This window comes from Geodermatophilus sp. SYSU D00684, from assembly GCF_054050455.1.
Window position 1 is genome coordinate 71,018 of sequence record NZ_JBJGZI010000011.1, and the last position, 23,257, is coordinate 94,274.

Annotated in this window: 23 protein-coding genes and 3 tRNA genes; 11 read left to right on the forward strand and 15 right to left on the reverse strand. The window is 75.8% G+C overall.

The window, feature by feature from the left end:
- Positions 1 to 67 precede the first annotated feature (67 nt).
- The 4 genes from ACI79L_RS09960 (at position 68) to ACI79L_RS09975 (ending at position 816) form a co-directional block, all read left to right on the forward strand.
- Positions 68 to 140: transfer RNA gene (locus ACI79L_RS09960), tRNA-Glu, on the forward strand.
- 23 nt (positions 141 to 163) lie between these two features.
- A tRNA-Asp gene (locus ACI79L_RS09965) sits at positions 164 to 237 on the forward strand.
- 26 nt (positions 238 to 263) lie between these two features.
- Positions 264 to 337, forward strand: a tRNA-Phe gene (locus tag ACI79L_RS09970).
- 26 nt (positions 338 to 363) lie between these two features.
- A complete protein-coding gene (locus tag ACI79L_RS09975) occupies positions 364 to 816 on the forward strand; it encodes a GNAT family N-acetyltransferase (RefSeq protein ID WP_456936636.1) in 453 nt (150 codons plus the stop codon).
- Positions 817 to 820: 4 nt separating this feature from the next.
- Here the strand turns inward: ACI79L_RS09975 and ACI79L_RS09980 are convergent, their stop codons facing one another.
- Both ACI79L_RS09980 and ACI79L_RS09985 read right to left on the reverse strand, forming a co-directional pair.
- Positions 821 to 1,834, reverse strand: a complete 1,014-nt coding sequence (locus ACI79L_RS09980; protein ID WP_456936707.1) for a hypothetical protein — start codon at positions 1,832 to 1,834, stop codon at positions 821 to 823.
- A gap of 148 nt (positions 1,835 to 1,982) precedes the next feature.
- Positions 1,983 to 2,666: a phosphodiesterase gene (locus tag ACI79L_RS09985; RefSeq protein ID WP_456936637.1), complete on the reverse strand. Its 684-nt coding sequence runs from the start codon at positions 2,664 to 2,666 to the stop codon at positions 1,983 to 1,985.
- A gap of 132 nt (positions 2,667 to 2,798) precedes the next feature.
- Between ACI79L_RS09985 and ACI79L_RS09990 the strand changes: the two genes are divergently transcribed.
- On the forward strand, positions 2,799 to 3,008 hold the full coding sequence (locus ACI79L_RS09990; protein WP_456936638.1) for a hypothetical protein: 210 nt from the start codon (positions 2,799 to 2,801) through the stop codon (positions 3,006 to 3,008).
- A gap of 63 nt (positions 3,009 to 3,071) precedes the next feature.
- On the opposite strand, the gene ACI79L_RS09995 is transcribed toward ACI79L_RS09990, so the two are convergent.
- The 5 genes from ACI79L_RS09995 to ACI79L_RS10015 form a co-directional block, all read right to left on the reverse strand.
- Complete coding sequence (locus ACI79L_RS09995) at positions 3,072 to 4,580, reverse strand: class I adenylate-forming enzyme family protein (protein ID WP_456936639.1); 1,509 nt, start codon at positions 4,578 to 4,580, stop codon at positions 3,072 to 3,074.
- Between the two features lies 1 nt (position 4,581).
- Positions 4,582 to 5,559, reverse strand: coding sequence for a phosphotriesterase family protein (locus tag ACI79L_RS10000; protein WP_456936708.1), 978 nt, complete (start codon positions 5,557 to 5,559; stop codon positions 4,582 to 4,584).
- Positions 5,560 to 5,648: 89 nt separating this feature from the next.
- Positions 5,649 to 7,169 carry a mycofactocin dehydrogenase MftG gene (mftG, locus tag ACI79L_RS10005; protein ID WP_456936640.1) on the reverse strand — a complete coding sequence of 507 codons (1,521 nt, stop codon included), beginning with the start codon at positions 7,167 to 7,169 and terminating at the stop codon, positions 5,649 to 5,651.
- A complete protein-coding gene (locus ACI79L_RS10010) occupies positions 7,166 to 8,473 on the reverse strand; it encodes a class I adenylate-forming enzyme family protein (RefSeq protein ID WP_456936641.1) in 1,308 nt (435 codons plus the stop codon). The genes mftG and ACI79L_RS10010 overlap by 4 nt, the downstream gene beginning before the upstream one ends.
- Positions 8,470 to 9,336, reverse strand: coding sequence for an MBL fold metallo-hydrolase (locus ACI79L_RS10015; protein ID WP_456936642.1), 867 nt, complete (start codon positions 9,334 to 9,336; stop codon positions 8,470 to 8,472). Before ACI79L_RS10015 ends, ACI79L_RS10010 begins: the two co-directional genes overlap by 4 nt.
- A gap of 59 nt (positions 9,337 to 9,395) precedes the next feature.
- On the opposite strand from ACI79L_RS10015, the gene ACI79L_RS10020 reads away from it, so the two are divergent.
- Positions 9,396 to 9,926, forward strand: coding sequence for a hypothetical protein (locus tag ACI79L_RS10020; protein WP_456936643.1), 531 nt, complete (start codon positions 9,396 to 9,398; stop codon positions 9,924 to 9,926).
- Positions 9,927 to 10,036: 110 nt separating this feature from the next.
- On the opposite strand, the gene ACI79L_RS10025 is transcribed toward ACI79L_RS10020, so the two are convergent.
- Entirely contained in the window at positions 10,037 to 11,356 is a 1,320-nt protein-coding gene (locus tag ACI79L_RS10025; protein ID WP_456936644.1) for a M23 family metallopeptidase, read from the reverse strand.
- Positions 11,357 to 11,575: 219 nt separating this feature from the next.
- On the opposite strand from ACI79L_RS10025, the gene ACI79L_RS10030 reads away from it, so the two are divergent.
- Positions 11,576 to 12,640, forward strand: a complete 1,065-nt coding sequence (locus tag ACI79L_RS10030; protein WP_456936645.1) for a Glu/Leu/Phe/Val family dehydrogenase — start codon at positions 11,576 to 11,578, stop codon at positions 12,638 to 12,640.
- A gap of 399 nt (positions 12,641 to 13,039) precedes the next feature.
- Positions 13,040 to 13,255, forward strand: a complete 216-nt coding sequence (locus ACI79L_RS10035) for a DUF3073 domain-containing protein (RefSeq protein WP_456936709.1) — start codon at positions 13,040 to 13,042, stop codon at positions 13,253 to 13,255.
- Positions 13,256 to 13,327: 72 nt separating this feature from the next.
- Here ACI79L_RS10035 and purM read toward each other — a convergent pair whose 3' ends face one another.
- Both purM and purF read right to left on the reverse strand, forming a co-directional pair.
- Complete coding sequence (purM, locus tag ACI79L_RS10040) at positions 13,328 to 14,377, reverse strand: phosphoribosylformylglycinamidine cyclo-ligase (protein WP_456936646.1); 1,050 nt, start codon at positions 14,375 to 14,377, stop codon at positions 13,328 to 13,330.
- On the reverse strand, positions 14,374 to 15,957 hold the full coding sequence (gene purF, locus ACI79L_RS10045) for an amidophosphoribosyltransferase (protein WP_456936647.1): 1,584 nt from the start codon (positions 15,955 to 15,957) through the stop codon (positions 14,374 to 14,376). The genes purM and purF overlap by 4 nt, the downstream gene beginning before the upstream one ends.
- A gap of 160 nt (positions 15,958 to 16,117) precedes the next feature.
- Here purF and ACI79L_RS10050 point away from each other — a divergent pair, with 160 nt between their 5' ends.
- Positions 16,118 to 16,465 (forward strand): hypothetical protein, encoded by a 348-nt coding sequence (locus ACI79L_RS10050; RefSeq protein ID WP_456936648.1) that lies wholly within the window; start codon positions 16,118 to 16,120, stop codon positions 16,463 to 16,465.
- A 16-nt stretch (positions 16,466 to 16,481) separates the two neighbouring features.
- On the opposite strand, the gene ACI79L_RS10055 is transcribed toward ACI79L_RS10050, so the two are convergent.
- Positions 16,482 to 17,090, reverse strand: a complete 609-nt coding sequence (locus tag ACI79L_RS10055; protein ID WP_456936649.1) for an MBL fold metallo-hydrolase — start codon at positions 17,088 to 17,090, stop codon at positions 16,482 to 16,484.
- A complete protein-coding gene (locus ACI79L_RS10060; RefSeq protein WP_456936650.1) occupies positions 17,090 to 18,175 on the reverse strand; it encodes an S-(hydroxymethyl)mycothiol dehydrogenase in 1,086 nt (361 codons plus the stop codon). The genes ACI79L_RS10055 and ACI79L_RS10060 overlap by 1 nt, the downstream gene beginning before the upstream one ends.
- A 133-nt stretch (positions 18,176 to 18,308) precedes the next feature.
- On the opposite strand from ACI79L_RS10060, the gene ACI79L_RS10065 reads away from it, so the two are divergent.
- Together ACI79L_RS10065 and ACI79L_RS10070 are read left to right on the forward strand one after the other, a co-directional pair.
- Positions 18,309 to 19,724, forward strand: a complete 1,416-nt coding sequence (locus ACI79L_RS10065) for an OFA family MFS transporter (protein ID WP_456936651.1) — start codon at positions 18,309 to 18,311, stop codon at positions 19,722 to 19,724.
- On the forward strand, positions 19,721 to 19,879 hold the full coding sequence (locus tag ACI79L_RS10070) for an MFS transporter small subunit (RefSeq protein WP_456927475.1): 159 nt from the start codon (positions 19,721 to 19,723) through the stop codon (positions 19,877 to 19,879). Before ACI79L_RS10065 ends, ACI79L_RS10070 begins: the two co-directional genes overlap by 4 nt.
- On the opposite strand, the gene ACI79L_RS10075 is transcribed toward ACI79L_RS10070, so the two are convergent.
- From ACI79L_RS10075 to purQ, 3 genes are read right to left on the reverse strand one after another with little or no spacing between them, the layout of a single operon-like run.
- Positions 19,869 to 20,255: a sterol carrier family protein gene (locus ACI79L_RS10075; RefSeq protein WP_456936652.1), complete on the reverse strand. Its 387-nt coding sequence runs from the start codon at positions 20,253 to 20,255 to the stop codon at positions 19,869 to 19,871. The two genes, ACI79L_RS10070 and ACI79L_RS10075, sit on opposite strands and share 11 nt — an antisense overlap.
- Positions 20,255 to 22,588 (reverse strand): phosphoribosylformylglycinamidine synthase subunit PurL, encoded by a 2,334-nt coding sequence (gene purL, locus ACI79L_RS10080; RefSeq protein ID WP_456936653.1) that lies wholly within the window; start codon positions 22,586 to 22,588, stop codon positions 20,255 to 20,257. Before purL ends, ACI79L_RS10075 begins: the two co-directional genes overlap by 1 nt.
- Positions 22,585 to 23,256: a phosphoribosylformylglycinamidine synthase subunit PurQ gene (gene purQ, locus ACI79L_RS10085; protein ID WP_456936654.1), complete on the reverse strand. Its 672-nt coding sequence runs from the start codon at positions 23,254 to 23,256 to the stop codon at positions 22,585 to 22,587. Before purQ ends, purL begins: the two co-directional genes overlap by 4 nt.
- Position 23,257: the final 1 nt, after the last annotated feature.

The following is a 23,257-nucleotide window of genomic DNA, read 5'->3' on the forward strand; positions in this document are numbered from 1 at the left end:
GCCGAGGGGTGGTGTCAGGGGCCCTCCGGGGGCCGTGTATCGTTCTCCCTGCCCCCGGCGAACACGAGCCCCCATCGTCTAGCGGTCCAGGACGCCGCCCTTTCAAGGCGGTAGCACGGGTTCGAACCCCGTTGGGGGCACGCACCACCAGCAGTACCAGCAAGGCCCTGTAGCGCAGTTGGTTAGCGCGCCGCCCTGTCACGGCGGAGGTCGCGGGTTCGAGTCCCGTCAGGGTCGCTTCCCCGGTGCAGCGTCACCGGGAGGGGCAGGTAGCTCAGTCGGTACGAGCGCTCGCCTGAAAAGCGAGAGGTCGGCGGTTCGACCCCGCCCCTGCCCACACACTCTTCTCCCCTCCGGAGCCCGGTGGTCGTCGAAGCCCGCGACCCGGCCCGGGACGCCCGCCTCGCGCCCCGCCTGCTCGAGGTCCAGCACGCCGCCTACGCCGTCGAGGCGCGGCTCATCGGCGACGACCGCATCCCCGCCCTGCACGAGGACCTGGCCGCCCTGCGGGCCGCCGGCCTGTCCTGGCTGGTCGCCCGCGACGGCACGACCGTCCTCGGCGCCCTCGGCTGGCGGGACACCGGGCACGGCGTCGACGTCGACCGGCTCGTCGTCGACCCCGCGCACGCGCGCCGCGGCACCGGGCTGGCCCTGGTCGCCGCCGTGCTGGAGCGGGCCGGGCGGCGCCCGGTCACCGTCTCCACCGGCCGCGACAACACCCCGGCCCGCCGCCTCTACGCCCGGGCCGGGTTCACCGAGGTGGCCGAGCGCGAGGTGCTGCCCGGCCTGTGGATCACCGACCTGGTCCGGCCCTGACGCCTCAGACCCGGACGGCGCGGTCGGCCACCACCTGGTCGTAGACCTGCTCGTGCACGGCCCGCACCGCCGCGCGCTGCTCCGCCCGCCAGCCGCGGTCGGCGGGGCGGGGCATCGGCCGGGTCAGCGCCGCACCGACCGCCACGCCGAGTGACACCGGGTCGAAGCCGCACTCCTCGTCGTTGCCGTAGGCGACGACCTCGGACCACTGGTCGGCGAACCACCCGCAGCGGGGCGCCACCACCCGGGTGCCGACGTCGCGGCACACCTCCAGGTCCCGCGAGTGCGTGCCGCAGCGCTGCGGCAGCACCGCCACGTGCAGCTCCTGCAGCTGCACGGCCCAGCGCGCCGGGTCCCGGACGACCACCTCCAGCCCCTCGGCGCGGGCCAGGTCCGGGTCGAGGGCGAGCGACTGCCCGGGGTCGAGGAACACCCGCAGCCGCCCACCGCCGGAGACCGCGCCCGACAGCGCGGCCCGCACCATCCCGACCGGGTCGGTGACCGTGGCCCCCGGGATGCCGAGCGCCAGCCCGACCAGGCCGCGCTCGGCGCCGGTGTCCGGGTCGGCCGCAGCCACCGAGGGGTGGGCGACGACGATCGCCGTCCGCCCGAAACGCTCGGCGATCTCGTCGGCGGCGCCGGGGGTCAGCGTGAAGACGACCTCCGCGGTGGCCAGCAGCGCGGCCAGGTGGGCGTCGTGCCGGTGCCGCTCGGGCCGGTCGGGGTCGCGCAGTTGGTGCACGGTGACGACCAGTGGCACGCCGGTGCGGCGCAGCGCCTCGGTCCAGCTGACCACCTCGTCCTCGTGCAGGTGCCCGTAGCCGGTGTGCACGTGCACGACGTCGACCAGGCCGGCGTGCGCGGTGAGGTACGCCGGGTCCAGCCACGGGCTCGGGTCGTGGTCGGGACCCACCCGCACCGCGGAGGCGGGCAGCACGGCGTCGACGTAGGGATCGGCGTGCGGCACCGTGGCGACGCGGATCCGCGCGGGCGACGCGGACGTCGGGAGTGCGTGCATCACTCGGGCGGCCACTCCTCCTGCGGTCGAGCACTGCGACGGCAGGGGCGGTGCTCCTCGGTGAACTCCGGTGAGTTCCGATACCCCAGGATGGTGCCGCACAACCGTGTGGGAACTCACCAGGTGGCGTGCGTCACCCCATGGGGGCTCACCCGGGGCGGCTGCGGCCCTCCCGCGCGGCGGCGTACGCCGGGGCCCGGAACCGGGCCATCGGGCCGTCGGCGAGCAGCCCCGGCGGCGGGTGGCGGACGGCATCGAAGCGCAGGTCGGGGTCGAGGCCGTCGGCCGGGTCCCCCAGGGTCAGCCGGCCGAACGGCACCCACGCGCCCGCGCCGCGGGCGACCACCAGCCGGAACGTCGTCCCGGGGGCCGCGGCGGCGACCGGCGCCGGGTCCGACGGCAGGGCCTCCGGCCGGTCCGGGACCGCGGCCAGCCGGAGCGTCCCCGCGGCCGAGCGGTAGCCCATGATCGACGAGTAGGTGGTCGCGGCGTCGACCCGGAGCACCGGCAGGAGCCGCGTCCAGCGGCCGGAGCCGGTGCTCGACAGCAGGAGGTCCACGGGCCGGCCGCCGTCGGGCAGGCGGACCGCGAGACCCAGCAGGTCGGGCAGCGGGGCGGGCAGGCCCGCCCCGCGGGACAGCCGGACGACGGCGGCCTCGCGCGCCGGCTCGTCCAGCCACGGGACGCCCCAGGAGCCGGGGACGCCGGTCCGCTCCAGGACGGCCGCGACGACGGCGCCGCGGGGGTGCATCGGCTTGCCACGGCGCCGGCGCGCCAGGGCGCCCAGCGGCACCGCGGCCAGTCGTCCGGCCAGCCTCGCGAGGTCGTGCACGCCGCTGCCCTACCCGCGCCCCCGGGCCGTGCACGTGTCGTTCGTCAACCGGCAGGACCTGCCGGTGGCCGGCCGGGATGTCCGTCGTTCCTTGCCTGTGACACGGAGCAGTCCGCCGCATACGGTCAGTCAGTGCTCACGACGCTCCTGGTCACCGGCGGGGTCCTCGCCGGGCTGCTCCTGCTGCTCGCCCTGATCGTCGCCCTGAGCTCCCGGCCCGCTCCCCGCACCGCTCCGCGGCCCGGTGAGCGCGCGGCCGGCTGGGTGGCCGACGCCGGCCGCCCGCACCCCGACGCGTGGTCGCCGATCACCACGACGACGGAGATCCGCCCGGTCCGCTGACCGGGCCCCTGGTCCGGCGTCCCGGCGGCTGCGGACGGCGCGCCGCCGGGACGACCCGCCCCCTCAGCGCCGCACCGGCTCCCACTGCGACTCGGCGCGCAGCACCGGCTTGAGCACCTTGCCGCCGGGGTTGCGGGGCAGCACCGCCGTCCGCACGGACACGAACTGCGGCACCTTGAAGTCGGCCAGGTGCTCCCGGGCGTGCGCCAGGAACGCCTCGACGTCGAGCTCGGTGCCGGGCACCGGCACGACGACGGCGCCGACCTTCTCCCCCATCACCGGGTCGGGCACCCCGACGACGGCGACCTCGAAGACCCCCGGCGCGGCCGCCAGCGCGTTCTCCACCTCGACGCAGTACACGTTCTCGCCGCCGCGGTTGATCATGTCCTTGGCGCGGTCGACGACGTAGGTGAACCCGTCGTCGTCGATGCGCGCCAGGTCGCCGGAGTGCAGCCAGCCGTCGGTGAACGCCTGCGCGGTCGCCTCCGGCTTGTTCCAGTAGCCCTGGACGACGTTGGCGCCGCGGATGAGCAGCTCCCCGACGCCGGTGGCGGGGTCGACGCCCTCCAGCCGCAGGTCGACCACCGGCGCGGGGAAGCCCACCGAGTCGGCGTGCGTGCCGGCGTACTCGTGCGGCAGGAACGTCGAGATCGACGACGTCTCCGACAGCCCGAACCCGTTGCCCACCCGCGCCGCGGGGAACGCCTCCTTGATCCGCGCGACGAGCTCCGGCGCGATCGGTGCCCCGCCGTAGGTGGCGAACCGGACCCCGCCCACGTCGACGTCGGCGAAGGCCGGCTGGTTGACCGCCAGCCAGAACACCGCGGGCACCGAGGTGACGACCGCGATCCGCTCCTCCGGGATGACCCGCAGGAACCGGCCGACCTCGAACGCCGGCATGACCACCGCCGCCGCGCCGCCCTCCAGCGCCGGCAGCAGCTGGCTGTTGCAGCCGGTGACGTGGAACAGCGGCACGCTGACCAGGTTGCGCAGCGTCGGGTCGTGCCGGCCCAGCCCGACCACCCGGCGGGCGTTCTCCGTGTTGGTCAGGAAGTTCTCGTGGCTGGTCATCGCGCCCTTGGGGAAGCCGGTCGTCCCCGAGGTGTAGAAGATCGCCGCGAGGTCGGACCGGGTGAGCCCCTCCTCCGCGTACGGCGCCCCGTCGGGCAGCGGCTCCCCCGGCGCCAGCACCACCCGCGCGCCGCTGTCGTCGACCACGTACTGCGCCTCGGGCTCGGTGAACCGGGTGTTCACCGGCACCGCGACGCCGCCGGCCAGCAGCGTGCCGAAGAAGCCCAGGACCCAGTCGGCGCCGTTGCCCAGCCGGATCGCCACCCGGTCGCCGCGGCCGACGCCGGCCTCCCGCAGCCCGCCGGCGACCCGCGCCGCGCCGTCCCACAGCTGCCGGAAGGTCAGCCGGGGGCCGTCGACCTCGACGACCGCCTCGCCGTCCGGGTCGCGCTCGACCGAGGCCCGCAGCATCGCGACGACGGAGGCCGGCAGGTCGGTGTAGTGCTTGACGCCGGCCGCGTCGCGCTCGACCCCCGCCTCGTCGAAGGGGTGCAGCGCCATCTCAGTAGGTCCCGGTGTTCTCGAAGTACCGGCGCGGGACGTCCACCAGCATCGTGGTGATCTGCTCCTCGGTGACGCCGCGCTCGCGCACGTAGGGCAGGACGTCGTCGTGGATGTGCGTGTAGTGCCACTGCGGCAGGAGGTCCATGACGCCGGGCGCCAGCCAGTCGATGTAGCAGGAGGCGTCCTGCGAGAGCACCATCCGGTCGGCGTAGCCGCGGCGGCACATCTCGACCAGCGTGTCGGCGCGGGCCTCGAAGGTCGTGTCCAGGTTGATGCCGAACCGGTCCATGCCGAGGACGAAGCCCGCGTCGGCGAGCTCGGACAGGTGGTCGACGTCGGTGGTGTCCCCGCTGTGCCCGAGCACGACCCGGCCCGGGTCGACGCCCTCGTCCGCGAGGACCTTCTGCACCTCCAGTCCGGTGTGGCTGCCCGGGTGGGTGTGCACGGTGATCGGGGCGCCGGTGGCGCGGTGGGCCTTGGCGACGGCGCGCATGACCCGCTCCACGCCGGGGGTGAGGCCCTGGTGGTCGATGGCGCACTTGAGGAACGCCGCCCGGACCCCGGTGCCGGCGATCCCGTCGGTGATGTCGCCGACGAACATGTCGACCATCGGGTCGGGCACCTCGGCGCCGACGGCCGCGTCGAGCGCCGGGCCACGGTAGTGGAAGAAGAACGGGACGTCGTCGTAGGTGTAGCAGCCGGTCGCGACGACGATGTTGAGGTCGACCTGCTCGGCGATCCGCTGGATGCGCGGGATGTACCGGCCGAGGCCGATGACGGTGGGGTCGACGATGGTGCGCACGCCGGTCCCGGCCAGCTTCGTCAGCTTCCGCACCGCGTCGGCGACCCGGTCGTCCTCGCTGCCCCACTCGTCGGGGTAGTTCTGCTGGACGTCGGCGTTGAGCACGAACACGTGCTCGTGCATGAGGGTCGGGCCGAGGTCGGCGGTGTCGACGGGGCCGCGGACGGTCTGCACCTGGGGCAACGGGTCCTCCTCTGGACGTCCCGGACGACGCCGTCCGGGAACCGGGACGCTACCGAGGACGTGACCGGCGTCGCACCGGGTCAGGCGCCGGTCATCAGCTCCGCGGCCCGCTCGCCGACCAGCACCGCGGTCGCCGCGGGCCCGCGGGAGGGCGCCTCCGGCAGCACCGACGTGTCGGCCACCCGCAGCCCCGCGACGCCGCGCACCCGCAGGTGCTGGTCCACGACGGCGCCCGGGTCGCCGTCGGGGCCCATCCGGGCGCTGCCGGCCAGGTGCACCGCCGTCGTGAGGTGCGCGCGGACCCAGCCGTCGAGGGCGGTGTCGTCGGCGAGGACGTCCGCGGGCGGGCCGGGGCGGGCGGCGACCAGCGGGGCCAGCGCGCGGGTGCGCAGCAGGCTGTCGGCCAGGCGCACCGCCTCGCGCAGCCGCCGCCGGTCGGCCGCGGTCGCCAGGTACCGGTGCTCGATCCGCGGCGGCGCCGCCGGGTCGGCCGAGACCAGCGACAGCCGGCCGCGGCTCTCCTCGCGGTACAGCCCGGCGGCCAGCGACAGCGTGCGGTGGTCCCCGCCGCCGCCGGGGACCACCCGCCCCCAGGGCCGCAGCCAGGGCAGCACCTCCAGGTCGCCGGGCACGGGCGAGTCCGAGGAGGTGGCGTTCAGCGACCCGTGCAGCGGCAGCGGCCAGTCGCCCTCGGGCAGCCCGGGCACGGGGACCCAGGGCAGGGACACCAGCGGGTGGTCGGACAGGTCGACACCCACCCCGGGCAGGTCGGCGACGACGCCGAGGCCGTGCGCGCGCAGGTCCGCGGCCGGGCCGATCCCGGAGAGCAGCAGCAGGTGCGGCGAGCCGACGGCGCCGGCGGCCAGCACCACCTCGGCGGCGCGCACCGGGCCGGCGTCGGTGTCCACGCCCACCGCGCGGCCGCGCTCGACGAGCACCCGCCGCACCCGCACCCCGCCGCGCACGGCCAGCCGCGGCGACCCGCGCCGCGGGGACAGGTAGGCCATCGCCGCGTTGACCCGCAGGCCGCCGTCGACGGTGAACGGCACCGGCCCGTAGCCGGGCGGGCCGCCGGCGTTCTTGTCCGGCTCCTCCGGGACGCCGAGCTCCCTGGCCGCCGCGGCCAGCGCCGCGGTCAGCGGCGAGCCGCCGGAGGGCCGGGTGACCGGCAGCGGGCCGCCGCGGCCGTGCCCCGGCCGGTCGCCGTACTGGCGGTCGTCCTCGAGCCGGCGCCAGGCCGGCAGCGTGGCCGCGAGGCTCCACAGGTCGTTGCCCGCGGCGGCCCAGCCGGCGTGGTCGGCGGGGGTGGCGCGGACGAAGTAGCCGCCGTTGACGGCGCTGGACCCGCCGACCACCCGCCCGCGCGGCAGCGGGGCGGTCGTGCCCGGGGTCAGCTCGGTGGTGAACGACCAGTTCGCCGGGTGCCCCGGCACGGTGGCGCGCAGCGTGGCGGCGTCGCGCAGGTCGGGAGGGAAGTCGGCGGGCCGGGGGTGGTCGGCGCCGGCCTCGAGCAGCAGCACCCGGCGGCCGGCGTCGGCGAGGCGGGCGGCCAGCGCGCAGCCGGACGAGCCGGCGCCCACCACGACGACGTCCCAGCTCACAGGCCGAGGACCCCCGGCAGGTCCAGCCGCCGGACCTTGCCGGTGGAGGTGCGCGGCAGCTCCCCCACCGGGTGCAGGCTCTTGGGCCGCTTGGCCGGGGACAGCCGCTCGCGGGCCCAGGCGCCGAGGTCGGCGGGGTCGGCGGCGCCCACGTAGGCGGCGACCACCCGCTGCCCCCACTCCTCGTCGGGGACGCCGACCACCGCGCTCTCCACCACGTCCGGGTGCGCGTCGAGGACCGCCTCGACCTCGGCCGGGTAGACGTTCACCCCGCCGGAGATGACCAGGTCCTCGCGGCGGCCGTCGAGCCAGACGGTGCCGTCGGGGTCGACCCGGCCGAGGTCGCCGACGGTGACCCGGTCGCCGCGCCAGGCCGCCGCGGTCTTCTCCGGGGCGCGCCAGTACTCGAACCGCGCCCACCGCGGCACCGCGCACCACAGCTGGCCCCGCTCGTCGGTCTCCAGCCGCCGGCCCGGCCGCGCGCGGCCGACGCTGCCCGGGTGCGCCAGCCAGTCGTCGGTGGAGCAGACGGTGAACTGGGCCTCGGTGGAGCCGTAGAACTCCCAGACGCTGCCCGCCGGCAGCGCGTCGAGCACCGCCCGCTTGAGCAGCTCGGGGCAGGGCGCGCCGGCGTGCGCGAGGACGCGGAAGGAGGACCAGTCGACGTCGTCGCGGGCGAGCAGCCGGCGCAGGTGGGTGGGGACGCAGAACGTCGTCGTGGGGGCGAGCGTGCCGACCGCCGCGGCCGCCCGGGCGGCGTCGAACGGGCCGGGCAGCAGCACCTCGCCGCCGGCCAGGAGCGTGTGGACGGCGAACCGCAGCGGCGCCGAGTGGTGCAGGGGCGAGAGCACCAGGTGCCGGTCGGCGGCGGTGAAGCCCCAGAGGTCGATCTCCTCGGCGGCCAGCGCCCGGGCGTCGCCGTCGTCGAGGACGCCGGACCACACGCCCTTGCGCCGCCCGGTGGTGCCCGACGTGTAGTGCATCGGCCGGGCCAGCGGCACCTCGGCCAGGCCGGCCTCGTCGTCACCGGTGAGCAGCGCGGCGGGGTCGCTGCCGGCGTCGAGCGCGGGGTCGGCGTCCGCGGCGAGGGCGGCCCGCTCGGCGGCGGGCAGCGCCGGGTCGAGCACCACGGGCACGATCCCGGTGCGCAGCGCCCCGAGGACGACGGCCAGCAGCGCCGGGGAGGACGCCGCCGACACCAGCAGCCGGTCGCCGCGCCGCAGCCCGGCCGCCCGCAGCGCCGCCGCGGCCCGCCGCTGGTCGCGCTCGCTGTCGGCGGCCCGGACGACGGCGACCCCGCTCACGGCAGGCGCACCCGCTCGCCCTCGACGACGACGTGCCCCTCGGCGGCCAGCTTGGCCAGCGTGGCGCGGGTCGACTGCGCGGCCGCCGGCCACAGCGCCCGCGGCACCTCGGCGTAGACGTCGGCCACCACCGCGTCGACGGTGCCCGCCCCGCGGACCAGCGCGGCCAGCAGCTGCGACTCCCGGAAGGCGCGGTGGGCCAGGTAGAAGTCGAGGACGGCGCCCGGGTCCTCGGTCAGCTCCGGCCCGTGCCCGCAGTACAGCGCGCTCGGCCCGAGGTCGTGCACCCGCCGCAGCGACTCCAGGTAGGCGACGACGTCGCCCTCCGGGTGGGTGACCACCGACGTGCCGCGCCCCAGGACGTGGTCGCCGACCAGCACCGCCCCGGACTCCAGCCGGAAGGCCAGGTGGTCGGGGGTGTGCCCGGGCGTCGGGACGACGTGGAGCGCGGTGCCCGCCAGGCGCAGCCGCTCCCCCGGCTCGAGCACCCGCCCGCCGGGCCCCGCGACGGCGGCGTCGGCCGCGGCGACCGGCGCGCCGAACCGGGTCCCCCACGGCCGCGCGGCCTCGGCGTGGTCGCCGTGGTGGTGGGTGACCAGGACGGCGACACAGCGCGCGTCGCGGGCGGCCAGCGCCTCCTCCACCGCGGCGAGGTGGGCGGGGTCGTCGGGGCCGGGGTCGACCACGACGGCCTGCCCGCTGCCCGGCGCGCCGACGAGGTAGGTGTTGGTGCCGTCGAGGGTCATGCCCGACGCGTTGGGGGCCAGCACGCGGGTGACCAGCGGCTCGAGGTCCGCCGTCCGCGGCAGCCCGCCGGGGGCGGGGAGGTCCCAGGTGACGCGTGGGTCGGCGGGGGCGCGCACGCCCGCACGGTAGCCCGCGCCCGCACGCGGACCGCCCGCCCGGCCGTTAGCCTCCGGGCATGCGATCGATCGCGCAGCTGTCCCGCTCCGCCGTCGTGGCCGCGGCCGCGGCCGTCGTGCTCACCGCCTGCGGGGGCTCCGACGGGTCGGGCAGCGAGGAGACCGCCGAGTCCACCGCCGCGAGCACCTCCAGCTCCGCCGAGTCCAGCGGCAGCCCCAGCGGCCCCTCCGGCCCCAGCGACGACCCCGCCGTCGCGGCGTTCTGCGAGCAGGCCGCGCAGTACGAGGAGCTCGGCAACCAGCTCTCGGCCGCGACGCCCGAGCAGCTGCCCGGCCTGCTGCAGCAGGCGGCCGCCGCGTTCGACTCGGTGCAGCCGCCGGCCGAGATCGCGGGCGACTGGCAGGTCGTGGGCGACGCCGTCCAGGCCTTCTCCGACACCGCCAACTCCGTCGACCTCACCACCCCCGACGGCCAGGCCCAGCTGCAGACCGCGGCCCAGGAGTTCGTGACCGTCGCGCAGGGCCCGGAGGCCACCAAGGTCGCCCAGTTCGGCGAGCAGAACTGCGGCGCCGCCGCCCCCACCAGCTAGTCGGCAGCACGACGACGGCCCGCTCCCCGCTCGGGGGCGGGCCGTCGTCGTGCTCGCCCCCTGCAGGGGTCCGCCGCGAGCCGGCGAGGGGTGGGGACGGGGTCCTCCGATCAGCAGCCGCTGATCGACACCCCGCGGGCGCGCAGCCACGGCACCGGGTCGACCTGGCCGCCGTGGAGGGCGCCCGAGGGGTGGACCTCGAAGTGCAGGTGCGGGCCGGTGGACTGGCCCCGGTTGCCGACCTCGGCGATCAGCTCGCCCGCGACCACGCGCTCGCCGGTGCCGACGTACTCGACGTCGACGTGGCCGTACACCGTCACCGCGCCGTCGTCGCCGCGGATGTAGACGGCCAGGCCGAAGCCGGTCGCCGGGCCGTGCCGGACGACGACGCCGGAGGTGGCCGCGTAGATCGGCGTCCCGATCGGGGCGGCGATGTCCACGCCGCCGTGCAGGACGCCCCAGCGGGCGCCGAAGCAGCTCGAGGTCCGGCCCGAGGTCGGCTTCACGTAGCCGGACCCGCTGACCTCGGAGGCGGCGGCGGTCCGGGTGCCCGACGCCGCCGCGGCGCGGGCGGCGGCGGCCGCGGCCGCGGCCTCCTCGGCGGCCCGGGCGGCGGCCGCGGCCGCGGCGGCCTCCTCCTCGGCCTTCTGCCGCTGCCACTCCTGGTAGGCGTCCCGGGCGCCCTGCAGCTCCAGCAGGTGGATCTGCGCCGCCTGCAGCTGCTGGTCCAGCGTGGCCTTGTTCGCCTCGGCCGCGGCGACGGCGGTCTGCTGCGCGGCCACCTGCGCGTCGGCCGCGGCCTTGGCGTCGGCGGCCTGCTGCTCGGCCGCCGCGGCCGCGTCCCGGGTGGCCCGCGCGGCGGACTCGGCGTTGGCCTGCCGGACCCGCGCGACCTCGAACTCCTCGAGGACGTCGACCTGGGTGTCGGCGACGTACTCCAGCAGCGCGGCCCGCTGGACGAGCTCGCCGGGGCCGGCGGAGTCCAGCAGCGCGGACGCGGTGGCCAGGGTGGGGTCGTTGACGTAGCTGTCGCGGGCGAACCCGGCGATGCGGTCGATCGCGGCGTCGACGGCGTCGGTCGCGGCCTGCAGGTCCGCGGCGGCCTGGGCGGCGGCCGCCTGGGCCTGGACGAGGGCCTCCTCCGCGGCGAGGTAGGCGGTGCCCGCGGCCTCGGCCAGCACGCCGAGCCGCTCGAGCTCGCTCTCGGCGGCGGCCACCTCGGCGGCGAGCCGGCCCACCTCGGCGGCGGCGGCGTCCTGGGCCGCCCGGGCGTCGGCGATCTGGCCGTCGCTCGGGTTCGGCGGCGGTGGCGGGACGGCGAGCGCGGGCCCGGCTGTGCCGAGCAGGACCGCGCAGGAGAGCAGGCCGACCAGGGCGGCGCGGACGCCGCCACGGCGGCCGCGGGTCCGGGCGGGACGGCACTGCGGCATCGGGCGCTCCCTGGGGAAGAGGGGGTGGTGCAGGTGCGGCGTCAGCGTCGTCCGGCGGACACGCGCCACAGTGGCAACACGCGGCACGGAAGTCACACCGTGACCGCACGACACAGTCACCGACATCCGTCACAGCACTTGTCGACATCCCGGGCGGCGGACTTGAGACCCCCTCGGGGGTGACGGACGGCACTTCCGCACGTTCTAGGCTCGGCGGTCGTGGACGTCTTCGGCTCCGGCGCTGAACAGGTGGTCTTCTGCTCCGACCCGGCCTCGGGCCTGAGGGCGGTGATCGCCGTCCACTCGACGGCGCTGGGCCCCGCGCTCGGCGGCACCCGCTTCCACCCCTACGCCACCGAGGACGAGGCGGTCGCCGACGCGCTGCGCCTGGCCCGGGCGATGACCTACAAGAACAGCCTGGCCGGCCTCGACCTCGGCGGCGGCAAGGCCGTCGTCATCGGCGACCCGCGCACCGACAAGACCGAGGCGCTGCTGCGGGCCTACGGGCGGTTCGTCGAGGCCCTCGGCGGCCGGTACCTGACCGCGTGCGACGTCGGCACGACCAACGCCGACCTCGACCTCGTCGGCCGGGAGACCCGCTTCGCCCACGGCCGCTCCGAGGTGTACGGCGGCTGCGGGGACTCCTCGGTGCTCACCGCGTTCGGCGTCTTCCAGGGCATGCGCGCCGCCGCCCAGCACCGCTGGGGCGAGCCGACGCTGTCCGGGCGCACCGTCGCCGTCGCCGGCGTCGGCAAGGTGGGCGGCTGGCTGGTCGACCGGCTGGTGGCCGACGGCGCCGACGTCCTCGTCACCGACGTCGACCCCACCGCGGTGCAGCGGGTCCTCACCCGGCACCCCGGCGTCGAGGCGGTCGCCGACACCGCGACCCTGGTGCGCTGCCCGGCCGACGTCTACGCGCCCTGCGCCCTCGGCGGCGCGCTCGACGACGCGACGGTCGCCGCCCTGCAGGCCGAGGTGGTCTGCGGCGGCGCGAACAACCAGCTCGCCCACGAGGGCATCCCGGACCAGCTGACCGCGCGCGGGATCCTCTACGCCCCCGACTACCTGGTGAACGCCGGCGGCGTCATCCAGGTCGAGGACGAGCGGCACGGCTTCTCCTTCGCCCGCGCCGAGGCCAAGGCGGCCGGCATCTTCGACGTCGCGCTGCGGGTGTTCGAGACCGCCGCGGCCGAGGGCGTCTCCCCCGCCGTCGCCGCCGACCGGCTGGCCGAGCAGCGCATCGCGTCGGTGGGCCGGCTGGCCACCATCCGGCTGCCCCGCTGACGACCGGCGGGCGTCCGGGCAGGGGGCCCGCGTGCCCTGGCCGAGCGGACCCGGATCGGCAGACCCTGGTGGCACACGACCTCCGGACCGGGGCTCAGCCGACCTCTGGGGCACCGCCACCAGCACCGGCCCGCCAGGCCGGGCGGAGATCTCCTACCGCCCGTACCGGATCTGACGGCGTCGGCCCCGCCGTCCCCTCGCCGAGCACCGTTGCAGGAGTCGGCGCCGGCCGTGGCCCGTACCACGCCCCCCGTCGGGGGACGGCGGGGGGAGACCCGTGCCGGGGGTCGATCCGTGTCGTAGTCTTGCTCAAGACACAGTCACTCAGTCGGGGTCGCCACGCGGGCCGTCCAGCCCGTGAGCTGGGCTCCCGTTCTCCGTTATGAGGGGGTCGAGCCGATGGGGCGCGGCCGAGCGAAGGCCAAGCAGACACGCGTGGCCCGTGAGCTCAAGTACAGCTCACCGAACACCGACCTCTCCGCGCTTCAGCGCGAGCTGGCGGGTTCTACTCCGTCTCCCTACGCCGCTCCGGCGGCGAAGGACGACGACGAGGACGAGTACACCGACCGATGGGCGGACGACGACTCCGAGGACGACTGGGCAGCCAGTCGCTGAGGGTCGGCTCCCCGCCGATCTGATCGACACGACGCACCGCCGTCCCCCGCGGGGCGGCGGTGCGTGCCGTGATCAGCGGTAGGACCCCACCAGCCGCGCGCCGGTCCCGCCGGTGCCGACGGTGCCCGCCACCCAGGCCGGCACCCCGCGGCCGGTCAGGAGGCCCACCGCCCGCTCGGCCGCCTCGGCGGCGACGACGGCGACCATGCCGACGCCGCAGTTGAACGCCCGCTCGGACTCCTCGCGCGGCACGCCGTGCTCCTCGAGCAGGGACACCGCGGCCGGCAGCGACCAGGTGCCGCGGTCGAGCACCGCCTCCAGCCCGTCGGGCACCACCCGCGCGGTGTTGCCGGCGAGCCCGCCGCCGGTGACGTGCGCGAACGCGTGCACGCCGTCGACGCCGAGCTCCGCCACCAGCGCCAGGCAGTCGAGCGCGTAGACGCGGGTGGGCTCGAGCAGCGCGTCGCCCAGCGGGCGGTCCAGCCCGGCGGGGGTGGCGGCGAGGTCGAGCCCGGCGGCGGACACCACGCGGCGGACCAGCGAGTAGCCGTTGGAGTGGAACCCGCTCGAGGCCATCGCGACGACGACGTCGCCGTCGCGGACCCGTTCGGGCCCGAGCACCGCGTCGGCCTCGACGACGCCGACCGCGGTGGCGGCCAGGTCGTACTCGTCGGCGGCCATGAGGTCGCCGTGCTCGGCGGTCTCCCCGCCGACCAGCGAGGCCCCGGCCAGCTCGCACCCGGCCGCGATGCCGGTGACGATCGCGGCGATCCTCTCGGGGATGACCTTGCCGCAGGCGACGTAGTCCTGGAGGAACAGCGGCTCGGCGCCGCAGGCCACGAGGTCGTCGACGACCATGGCGACCAGGTCGATGCCGACGGTGTCGTGCCGGTCCAGCTGCCGCGCCAGGGCGATCTTGGTGCCGACGCCGTCGGTGGACGAGGCGATCAGCGGGCGCCGGTAGCGGGTCGTGTCGAGCGCGAACAGCCCGGCGAAGCCGCCCAGGCCGCCGACCACCTCGGGCCGGCGGGTCCGCTCGACCGCCGTCCGCATGAGGTCCACGGCCCGCTCGCCGGCGTCGATGTCGACGCCGGAGTCCGCGTAGGTGAAGCCCCCGCTCACGGACGGCGCAGGGCGTCGTCGGCGCCGCCGGGCACCGCGGGGCTGCCGGCCTGCTGGCCGGTCCAGCCGGTGACGGCGCGCCCGGCGTCGTCGACCCGCGGCATGGGGGTGCGGGCCACGCCCGCGGGGAGACTGCCCTCGAGGACGTGCTTGCCGAGCACCCCGGACTCGCCGAGCGGGATCGGGTACTGGCCGGTGAAGCACGCGGTGCACAGCCGGTTGACCGGCTGCTCCGTGGCGGCGACCAGGCCCTGCTCGGAGACGTAGCCGAGGGAGTCGGCGTTGATGGAGGCGCGCACGCCGTCGACGTCGAGGCCGTTGGCGATCAGCTCGGCGCGGCTGGCGAAGTCGATGCCGTAGAAGCAGGGCCACTTCACCGGCGGGCTGGAGATGCGCACGTGCACCTCGACCGCGCCGGCCTCCCGCAGCATGCGGATCAGCGCGCGCTGGGTGTTGCCGCGCACGATCGAGTCGTCGACGACGACCAGCCGCTTGCCGCGGATGACGTCGCGCAGCGGGTTGAGCTTGAGCCGGATGCCCAGCTGCCGGATGGTCTGCGACGGCTGGATGAACGTGCGGCCGACGTAGGAGTTCTTGACCAGCCCGAGCCCGTAGGGGATGCCGCTGGCCTCGGCGTAGCCGACGGCGGCGGGCGTGCCGGACTCCGGGACCGGGATGACCAGGTCGGCGTCGGCGGGCTGCTCCTTGGCCAGCCGGCGGCCGATCTCGACCCGGGCGGCGTGCACGCTGCGGCCGCCGATCGTGGTGTCGGGGCGGGCCAGGTAGACGTACTCGAAGACGCAGCCCTTGGGCTCGGCCGGGGCGAAGTGCTGGCTGCGCAGGCCGTTCTCGTCGATGGCCAGCAGCTCGCCGGGCTCCACCTCGCGGACCACCGAGGCGCCGACGATGTCGAGGGCCGCCGTCTCGCTGGCCACCACCCAGCCGCGCTCGAGCCGGCCGAGGACCAGCGGGCGCACGCCCTGCGGGTCGCGGGCGGCGTAGAGGGTGTCCTCGTCCATGAAGGTGAGGCTGAACGCACCGCGCAGCTGCGGGAGCACCTCCATCGCCGCGGCCTCGACGCTCATGTCGGGCCGGGCGGCGATCAGCGAGGTGACCAGGTCGGAGTCGGTGCTGGCGGTGAACGCGCCGGGGACGCCGGCGTCCGCGGCCCGACTGGCCAGCTCCGCGGTGTTGACCAGGTTGCCGTTGTGGCACAGGGCCAGGCCGGTGCCCGCGTCGGTGGTGCGGAACGTCGGCTGGGCGTTCTCCCAGGTGGAGGCGCCGGTGGTCGAGTACCGGGTGTGCCCGACGGCGAGGTGGCCGCGCAGGCTGCCCAGGGTGGACTCGTCGAACACCTGGCTGACCAGGCCGAGGTCCTTGTAGACGACCACCGACGCGCCGTCGGAGACCGCGATGCCCGCCGCCTCCTGACCGCGGTGCTGGAGGGCGTACAGGCCGAAGTAGGTCAGCTTCGCGACCTCCTCCCCCGGTGCCCAGACGCCGAAGACGCCACAGGCGTCCTGGGGACCGGGAGCATGGGGGTCGAGGTCGTGCGTCAGCCGTCCGTCACCGCGAGGCACACCGACGAGCGTACCGGCGCCTCCGGGGGTACCTCCTGTCCGAGCCGTGATCGTGACCACCCGGCTGCGATGCCCGCAGGTCCGGCGTGTGCCACGGGCGCGCGGAACCCCGGCCGGGGTCCGGCGCGTTGACGGACGGCCCACCCTGAGAGGAACCGACATGAGCAGCGACCGGCCCGACCCGAACGACTTCCTGGAGATGGCCCAGCGGATGCTGCGCGGGCTGTTCGACCCCTCGCGCGGCGGCGACAGCGGCGAGGACGAGGACCCGTGGCGGCGGGCGACCGACCGCGACACGCGGCAGCGCCGGCACGAGCCCAGCGCCGAGGAGCGGCGGGAGAACCTCACGTTCGCCCTCGCCACGCGCGCCGTCGAGGCGCTGGAGGACCTGGCGCTCAACGTCGCCGCGATCCGCCAGCGCCTGGAGCGGTCGGGCACGCCGGAGACCCCGGCGGCAGGGTCCGGCAGCGACGGGACCCCCGCCGGGGGCGACGCCGGCCCGGCGTGACGCCGGGCCGGCGCCCCTACCGGACGGTGCCGATCTCGGCGGAGATGCGGGTGTCCTCGCCGTGCCCGGTGTGCACCACCGTGTCGCCGTGCAGGGTCAGCAGCTTGCTGCGGATCGACCGCACGATCGTCGGGTGGTCGCTGAAGCTGCGTCCGGTGGCGCCGGGGCCGCCGTGGAACAGCGTGTCGCCGGTGAAGACGGCGGCGAGGTCCGGCGCGTGCAGGCAGGTGCTGCCCGGCGAGTGACCGGGGGTGTGCAGCGCGGTCAGCGACGTGCCGGCGACCCGGAAGCGGGTGCCCTCGGCCAGCGCCTCGTCGGGCTCGGCGCTCTCGTGGACCATCTCCCACAGCACCCGGTCGGCGGGGTGGAACCAGACCGGCGCGCCGGTGGCCTCGCGCAGGTCGACCGCGGCGGTGATGTGGTCGTTGTGCCCGTGGGTGAGCACGATCGCCGTCACCTTCCGCCCGCCGACCGCCTCGACGATCGGCTCGGCGCGGTGCGGGGCGTCGATCACCAGCACCTCGTCGTCGTCGCCGACGAGCCAGACGTTGTTGTCGACGTCGAAGTCCTGCCCGTCGAGGCTGAACACCCCGGAGACGACGGTCCTCTCGATGCGGGCGGCCATCAGAAGACCACCACCGACCGCAGCACCTCGCCCTTGTGCATCTTCTCGAAGGCGGCCTCGACGTCGTCGATGCCGATGGTCTCCGAGACGAAGTCCTCGAGCGGGAAGCGGCCCTGCCGGTAGAGGTCGACCAGCATCGGGAAGTCCCGCGACGGCAGGCAGTCGCCGTACCAGGAGGACTTCAGCGCCCCGCCGCGGCCGAACAGCTCGATCATCGGCAGGGTGAGCTGCATGTCCGGGGTCGGGACGCCGACCAGCACCACGCGGCCGGCCAGGTCGCGGGCGTAGAAGGCCTGCTCGAACACCTCCGGGCGGCCGACCGCGTCGATGGCGACGTCGACGCCGAACCCGCCGGTGAGGCCCTTGATCGCCTCGACGGCGTCGGTCTGCCGGGAGTTGACGGTGTGGGTGGCGCCGAACCCCTTGGCCCACTCCAGCTTCCGGTCGTCGACGTCGACGGCGACGATCGTCGTCGCGCCGGCCAGCCGCGCCCCGGCGATGGCGGCGTCCCCGACGCCGCCGCAGCCGAAGACGGCGACGGACTCGCCGCGCTGCACCGCCCCGGTGTTGATCGCCGCGCCCACGCCCGCCATGACGCCGCAGCCGATCAGCCCGGCGGCGGTGGCGGGTGCCTCGGGGTCGACCTTCGTGCACTGCCCGGAGGCGACCAGCGTCTTCTCCACGAAGGCGCCGATGCCCAGCGCCGGGGACAGCTCCGTGCCGTCCTCGAGGGTCATCTTCTGCGTGGCGTTGTGGGTGTTGAAGCAGTACTGCAGCTGGCCCTTGCGGCAGGCGCGGCACTGCCCGCACACCGCCCGCCAGTTGAGGACGACGAAGTCGCCCACGGCCACGTCGGTGACGCCCTCGCCGACGGCGGCGACGGTCCCGGCGGCCTCGTGGCCGAGCAGGAACGGGAAGTCGTCGTTGATGCCGCCCTGGCGGTAGTGCAGGTCGGTGTGGCAGACCCCGCAGGCCGCGACGTCGACCACCGCCTCGCCCGGCCCCGGGTCGGGCACCAGGACCGTCTCGACGCTGACCGGTGCTCCCTTGCTGCGGGCGACGACGCCCCTCACCTCGTAGGCCATGCCGGGAGCCTATGGGCGGCCCCGCGGGGTCCGCGCCCGCTGCTCCCGCTGGCCGGGAACCCCGCCCCGACGGGCAGGTTCCCGAACCCGGCCGTAGCGTTCCCCACAGTCGTCGTCCCTGTGGAGGTCCCCCGTGGCGCTACCCGGCTTCCTGCGCCGTGAGCGCATCGTCGCCCGTCCTGGCTTCAACCGGTGGCTCATCCCGCCGGCGGCGCTGGCGGTGCACCTGTGCATCGGGCAGGCCTACGCCACCAGCGTCTACAAGACCGCGCTGGTCGAGGACTTCGGGACCACCCAGACGGCGATCGGCATCGTCTTCTCCATCGCGATCGTGATGCTGGGCCTCTCGGCCGCCCTGTTCGGCACCTGGGTGGACCGCAACGGCCCGCGCGCGGCGATGTTCGTGTCGGCGTGCTTCTGGGTCACCGGCTTCCTCGTCGGCGGCCTGGGCATCGAGACCCGTCAGCTGTGGCTGCTCTACCTCGGCTACGGCGTGATCGGCGGCATCGGGCTGGGCATCGGCTACATCTCGCCGGTCTCCACGCTGATCAAGTGGTTCCCCGACCGGCCGGGCCTGGCCACCGGCATGGCGATCATGGGCTTCGGCGGCGGCGCGCTCATCGCCTCGCCGCTGTCCCGGCAGCTGATGAGCTGGTACGACCCGAGCTACGACGGCACCGCGGGCACCGTGCCCAACGGCGGCGCCGTCGCCGCGCTGTTCTTCACCTTCGCCGCGGTCTACCTCGTCTTCATGATGTTCGGCGCGTTCATCGTCCGGGTGCCGGCCGAGGGCTGGAAGCCGGCCGGCTTCGACCCGTCCACGGTCAAGCAGAAGGCGCTGGTCACCACCGAGAGCGTCTCGGCCAACAACGCGATCAGGACGCCGCAGTTCTGGCTGCTGTGGACCGTGCTGTTCTGCAACGTCACCGCGGGCATCGGGATCCTCGAGCAGGCCGCGCCGATGATCCAGGACTTCTTCCGCAGCGGGGACACCTCGACCGTCGCCGCGACCGCGGCCGCCGGCTTCGTCGGCGTCCTGTCGCTGTTCAACATGGCGGGCCGGTTCGTGTGGTCCTCGACGTCGGACTTCATCGGCCGCAAGCCGATCTACATGGTGTACCTGGGCGTCGGCCTGGTCCTCTACGTCGCGCTGGCCACCGTCGGCAGCAGCGCCACGTGGGTGTTCGTCCTGCTCGCCGCGGTGATCATCTCGTTCTACGGCGGCGGGTTCGCGACCGTCCCGGCCTACCTGCGCGACCTGTTCGGCACCTACCAGGTGGGCGCCATCCACGGCCGGCTGCTCACCGCGTGGTCGGCGGCCGGCGTGGCCGGGCCGCTGATCGTCAACAGCGTCCTGGACACCCAGGGCGAGCCGGGCAGCCTCGTGGCCGCCAACTACCGGCCGGCGCTGTTCATCATGGTCGGCCTGCTCGCCGTCGGGTTCGTCGCGAACCTGCTGGTGCGGCCGGTGGCCAGCAAGTGGCACGAGCCGCGCCGCGACGCCGCCCCGACCACCCCCTCGACCCCGGAACGGAGCGCCGCCCGATGAGCACGCCGCTGTCGAAGACGACCTCGTCCGACGGGCAGCAGCCCGTGCACACGCCCACCGGGCTGATCGCGTTCGCGTGGACGCTGGTCGGCGTCCCGCTGGCCTACGGCCTGTACCAGACGGTCAAGACCGCGCTGACGCTCTTCACCGGCTGAGCGGCCGCAGCGGCAGGTGGGCCGAGAGGTCGGCCCGGTTGCCGCTGGCGCTGACCCGGCCCCCGGCGACCGCCTCGGCCCAGCCGAGCTCGCCGGTGGCCAGCCGCAGCCAGGTGGCCGCGTCGGTCTCGACGACGTTCGGCGGCGTGCCGCGGGTGTGCCGCGGCCCGGGCACCAGCTGGACGGCGACGTGCGGCGGCACCCGCAGCTCCACCGAGCGGCCGGGCACCTGCTGGGCCAGCCACCGGGCGGTGGTCTTCACCGCCGCGCCCAGCACCGACCGCGCCGGCTGCTCGGCCTCCCCGGCCAGCCAGGGGCGGACGGCGTCGACGGCGGCGCGCAGCTCCTCGGCGGGGATCGGCTGCTGCGCGGGCATCAGCTGGTGGGGACGGTGCCCGCCGGGACGCTGCCCACGGTCGCCTCCGGGGTGCCGAACAGCGCCGGGAGGGTGGCCGTCCACGCCGCGCGGAGCTCGGCCAGCGGCAGCTCGCCGACGCCCTCGACGGTGAGCGCGTCGCCGCCGGTGGTGCCCAGCTCGGTGACCGCGACGCCGGCCCACTCGGCGGTGGTGCGCACCGCCTCGGGGTCGGTGGTGGTGACGACGGCGCGGGCGCCGGACTCGCTGAACAGCGCGGTGAACGCGTCGTCCCCGAGCCGCAGCGTGCCCCCGGTGCCGTAGCGCAGCGCGGACTCGGCCAGCGCCTGCGCCAGGCCGCCGTCGGCGAGGTCGTGCGCGGAGGTGACCAGGCCCTCGCGGCCCAGGGCCCCGAGCAGCTCGCCGAGGGTGCGCTCGGCCTCGAGGTCGACGGCCGGCGGGCGGCCGCCGAGGTGGCCGTGGACGACGCTGGCCCAGGCCGACCCGCCGAACTCCGGCCGGGTCTCGCCGAGCAGCAGCACCGTCTCGCCGGAGGCCCGCCAGCCGGTGGGGATCCGCGTGCGGACGTCGTCGTGGACGCCCAGGACGCCGATGACCGGGGTGGGGTTGATGGCGACGTCGCCGGTCTGGTTGTAGAGGCTCACGTTGCCGCCGGTGACCGGCAGGCCGAGGTCGCGGCAGGCGTCGGCCAGGCCGCGGACGGCCTCGGCGAACTGCCACATGACCTCGGGCTCCTCCGGGGAGCCGAAGTTCAGGCAGTTGGTGACCGCCAGCGGCCGGGCGCCGGTGACGGCGACGTTGCGGTAGGCCTCGGCCAGGTTGAGCTGGGCGCCGGTGTAGGGGTCGAGCCGGGCGAACCGGGCGTTGCCGTCGAGGGCCAGGGCGATGCCGCGGTGGGTGTCCTCGTCGATGCGGACCACGCCGGCGTCGTCGGGCTGGGCGAGCACCGTGTTGCCGCGGACGTAGCGGTCGTACTGCTCGGTCACCCAGGTCTTGTCCGCGCCGTCGGGGCTGGCGACGACGGCCAGCCAGTGCGCGGTGAGCTCCTCCGGCGTGGCCGGGCGGGGCAGCGCGGCCGGGTCGTCGGCCTGCAGGGCGTCGAGGTCGGCGGGGCGCTGCATCGGCCGCTCGTAGACCGGGCCCTCGTGGGCGACGGTGCGCGGCGGGACGTCGACGATGCGCTCGCCGTGCCAGTCGACGGTGAGCCGGTCGCCGTCGGTGACCTCACCGATGACGGTGGCGAGGACGTCCCACTTGCGGCAGACGGCGAGGAAGGCCTCGACCTTGTCCGGCTCGACGATCGCGCACATGCGCTCCTGCGACTCGCTCATGAGGATCTCGGCGGGCGTCAGGGTGCTGTCGCGCAGCGGGACGCGGTCGAGGTCGACGTGCATGCCGCCGGTGCCGGCGCTGGCCAGCTCGGAGGTGGCGCAGGACAGCCCGGCGCCGCCGAGGTCCTGGATGCCGGTGACCAGGTCGGCGGCGAAGATCTCCAGGCAGGCCTCGATGAGCAGCTTCTCGGTGAACGGGTCGCCGACCTGCACGCTCGGGCGCTTGGCCGGGCCCTCCTGGTCGAAGGTCTCGCTGGCCAGCACGCTCACGCCGCCGATGCCGTCGCCGCCGGTGCGGGCGCCGAACAGGACGACCTTGTTGCCGACGCCCTCGGCCTTCGCCAGCCGGACGTCCTCGTGCTTCATGACGCCGACGCACAGTGCGTTGACCAGCGGGTTGCCGGCGTAGCACTCGTCGAACAGCAGCTCGCCGCCGATGTTGGGCAGGCCCAGGCAGTTGCCGTAGCCGCCGACGCCGGCGACGACGCCGGGCAGCACGCGGGCGGTGTCGGGGGCGTCGGCGCGGCCGAAGCGGAGCGAGTCCATGACGGCGACCGGGCGGGCGCCCATGGTGAGGATGTCGCGGACGATCCCGCCGACGCCGGTGGCCGCGCCCTGGTAGGGCTCGACGTAGCTGGGGTGGTTGTGCGACTCGACCTTGAAGGTGACCGCGTAGCCGTCGCCGACGTCGACCACGCCGGCGTTCTCGCCGATGCCGACCAGCAGGTGCTCGCTGCGCGGCAGGTCGCCGAACCGGCGCAGGTGCACCTTCGAGCTCTTGTAGGAGCAGTGCTCGCTCCACATGACCGAGTACATGGCCAGCTCGGCGGTGGTGGGCCGGCGGCCGAGGATGTCGCGGATCCGCGCGTACTCGTCGCTCTTCAGGCCGAGCTCGGCGAAGGGCTGCTCGACGTCCGGGGTGCTCTCCGCGAGCGCGACGGTGTCGAGCCGGTTGGCCAGCGGGCCGGGGCCCGTGTCGAGGTCGGAGAGACCCTGCGTCATGCGCTGACGACCGCCTTCAGGACGCTGGTGAAGAAGCCGAGCCCGTCGGTCGACGGCCCGGTGAGGTCCTCGACGGCGTGCTCGGGGTGGGGCATGAGCCCGACGACCCGGCCGTCCTCGCTGGTGACCCCGGCGACGTCGCGGAGGCTGCCGTTCGGGTTGCCGCCGACGTACCGGACGGCGACCCGGCCCTCGCCCTCGAGCCGCTCGAGCTCGGCCGGCGCGGCCACGTAGCGGCCCTCGCCGTTCTTGACCGGGACGACGATCTCCTGACCCTCGGCGTACGCCGACGTCCACGCGGTGTCGGCCCGCTCGATCCGGAGCCGCTGGTCGCGGTTGCGGAAGTGCAGGTGGCTGTTGCGGGTGAGCGCGCCGGGCAGCAGCCCCGCCTCGCAGAGCACCTGGAAGCCGTTGCAGATGCCGAGGACCGGCATGCCCTGCCGCGCCCGGTCGACGACGTCCTGCACGAGCGGCGCGCGGGCGGCGATGGCGCCGGCGCGCAGGTAGTCGCCGTAGGAGAAGCCGCCGGGCAGGACGACGGCGTCGACGTCCTTGAGGTCGTGGTCGGCGTGCCAGAGGACGACGGGCTCGGCGCCGGCCAGCCGCACCGCCCGGGCGGCGTCGACGTCGTCGAGGGAGCCGGGGAAGGTGATGATCCCGATGCGCACG